Raw genomic sequence first — 1,990 nt, forward strand, 5'->3', positions numbered from 1 at the left:
TACGAAAGAACATTTCTTGCGCGAAGAAAAACTTCAGTTCTCGATCGGTTATCCCGAATACCTCGCGCATAAACAGGCCCATCAGGACATTTTGGTGCGGCTGAAGGAGGTTAATGATCATCTGCAACAACTGGCAACGTCTGAAGCGGGACTCAATGACCCTGAATTACTCCGCGCGGGTCTTGATCAAGAAATTCTCAATTTGTCACGCAGTTGGATTGTGGGGCATGTCGCAAAAATGGATACCGCCATGCTTCCGTATCTGAAACGTGCCCCAAAACCCTTTGTTTTTGGTTCGTAGGAGCGCCTGTTGTGCGCGCCTTCCGACCTCGCCAGCGCCTCGCCACGGCCTTCCCGCCTCGTTCCTGGTACGAACTCTCTAAAGCCCTGCTCCTAATATCGCCTTAAAACGCCCTTTTAGCGCCGATTAGACGGTCTGGGAGCAACGACACCGTCCTATCCGGATTATTTCGCCTGGATCGCGGCTATGGAAGCCATTATGGCGCGGAAGGCGCCTGCTCGACCGCCTGCAAGGCGGTACTCTGGTCCCCCTGGAGCGGCGCGTTGAGAAACGCCGGATCGAGCGGGAGTTGAACCTCCCACGCCTCGGTTCGGTCCAGTTGGACCCGTCCACTGGCGAGTCGGAAGTCGAGCACATGCCCGGCGTGCTGTCGATCGGCGGACAGGAAATGGAGATGGAAACCGGGGACGTTGACACCTTGCAGGAAGGTCGGGCACCAGAAACCGAGCAAGGTGCCTTGGATCGCCGCGTGCTCGAACAGCGTCTGCTCCTTCGAGACCTCCGCCAATGGCCGATACGGCGGCGTCTGTCGTGGCACGCTGCGAACCGTGAGGTGCTGGAAGGTGCCATCCACGCGCACGGCATAGATCAGATTCCGACTCGGGAGCTGAGACTCCAACCAGGGTTTGAACGCTGCGTAAGTTTGATCGGGAGGCGGATCGAGGACGTGGTCAGCGTCGAAAAAGGTCACGGCCATGAACGGCGTCCCGGTGTCGGGCGGCATGCGTCGGACTTGACCATCGGCAGCGGCCTGATAGACCTGTCCGTCCAGGAGGATCAGTTCGCCGTCGAGGGCGGCAAAGGTGCCCAGACCAAAATCCCCGTGCGGCAACACGTCACGGAGTGTGGCGAGAGGCTGGTAGACCCCGGTCAGTAAGGCGTCAATGGTGGAGACTTGATACAGGGTCTCGCGGTCGTGGTCGGCTTGCACTGAACCGGCGACGATCAGGGCGAGCAGGAACCAAGTTCTGGGCATTGGATTCTTCCGGCATGGTGATCTGATAGCGACTTGAGGATCAACAGCGCTGCGCCGTCCTGTCAGGCGAATGGTGGCCTCGCCAGCGCCTCGCGACGGCCTTCCTGATCCCCTTCGGTGACGAACCCAAAGCCCCTCCCCCTTCGCGGCCTTAAAACGCCCTTTTAGCACAGTTTAGCTATCCGGATGCCTCGGACCCAACGGGGCACGTAGGCACGATTCTGTACTTGGAACTGCACAGCGACGTGTCAGCGACTGGTCAGTTTTTGCGCAATCGAACCGGCGCGGTTGTTTTCCATCAGGGTTTTGGTCCCCGGCAGCGACTTATCCACCGGGCTAACCACAGCAACCGTGGATAACCCCTGATCGTCGGAAGCGAAGGAAACGCGATGGCCCGACTTGGACGAGACATTAGCGCCTAACGCCAGCGCGGTTGACGCCGCCGTTGAGGTTGGTCGGACGGCGGCCAACACGCGGTGCCACCACGACAGGCGCGGCGACCACCGGAGCTACCACGACCGGGCGGACCACACAGCCTTTCGGGACGCCCACGGTCTTGCAGTAGACGACCGCACTAGGAGCCTGTCCGACTTAGGTCGGACGTCGCGGCGAAGCCGCTCTGGAGGCTGAAAATCAAGGTGACTTTCTCATCAATGGGTCATTGAATGGCCATTTTTCACGACATCGACGCCACGTCACGCTGTTTTCATGGA

The 1,990-nt window shown here is 59.4% G+C and carries 3 protein-coding genes; 1 reads left to right on the plus strand and 2 read right to left on the minus strand.

Annotation, left to right across the window (positions count from 1 at the left end):
* Nucleotides 1-301, plus strand: a 301-nt coding sequence (locus tag QZY07_RS10775) for a hemerythrin family protein (protein WP_295402339.1), incomplete at its 5' end; no start/stop codon positions are given.
* Nucleotides 302-497: 196 nt separating this feature from the next.
* On the opposite strand, the gene budA is transcribed toward QZY07_RS10775, so the two are convergent.
* The gene (gene budA, locus QZY07_RS10780; RefSeq protein ID WP_295402341.1) at nucleotides 498-1,277 is read right to left on the minus strand and encodes an acetolactate decarboxylase; all 780 of its coding nucleotides are present in this window, start codon (nucleotides 1,275-1,277) and stop codon (nucleotides 498-500) included.
* Nucleotides 1,278-1,525: 248 nt separating this feature from the next.
* Complete coding sequence (locus QZY07_RS10785; protein WP_295402344.1) at nucleotides 1,526-1,750, minus strand: hypothetical protein; 225 nt, start codon at nucleotides 1,748-1,750, stop codon at nucleotides 1,526-1,528.
* Nucleotides 1,751-1,990: the final 240 nt, after the last annotated feature.

Source organism: uncultured Thiocystis sp., from assembly GCF_903866365.1.
Taxonomy (GTDB): Bacteria; Pseudomonadota; Gammaproteobacteria; order Chromatiales; family Chromatiaceae; genus Chromatium.

Excerpts from the sequence above, each read along its gene's own strand:
- budA (WP_295402341.1), bottom strand. The coding sequence starts at position 1,277 with ATGCCCAGAACTTGGTTCCTGCTCGCCCTGATCGTCGCCGGTTCAGTG.